General features: G+C 45.5%; 1 protein-coding gene. It reads right to left on the bottom strand.

The annotated features are described in order from the left end of the window. A partial coding sequence (locus LFYK43_RS12295) for a UPF0236 family transposase-like protein (RefSeq protein ID WP_174714003.1) occupies positions 1 to 420 on the bottom strand: 420 nt, incomplete at both ends.

The raw sequence follows: 420 nt of genomic DNA, 5'->3' as shown, positions 1-420 counted from the left end.
GCAGTGAACCATGGTGAACCGAATTGCCAAACTCTTTAAACAATAAAGCATCTCCAGTGACCACCAAATAAGGGACTTGACGACGTTTTGTCAATTTACTTTTTTCAATGGTATCTTGAGCTTGAACGGCTTCACTTTCCTTCTGAGCCTTGATCTGTGCACCAGTGACATGCACGATCTGATTAACAGCTTGATGGCTCAAAGTTACTGGGGTCAAAAGCGCAAAGACTTCAGCCTCATGACGATTAGTCATTCCCGGACTAACTTTAGCTACCAGATACTTTAACAGCGGGGTCACCCGCTGCCGGCCCTCAAAACCTAAAAACCGATCCAAGGCAAAGAAGTTTTCTTTGCCAGCAGGAGTGCGGTAATACCGTCTAACATAGCTGATCTCCCCAAAGGCAGTCAAAATCGTCCTTT

Source organism: Ligilactobacillus salitolerans, assembly GCF_003864415.1.
Taxonomy (GTDB): Bacteria; Bacillota; Bacilli; order Lactobacillales; family Lactobacillaceae; genus Ligilactobacillus; species Ligilactobacillus salitolerans.
This window is presented reverse-complemented; position numbering and strand designations above follow the sequence as displayed.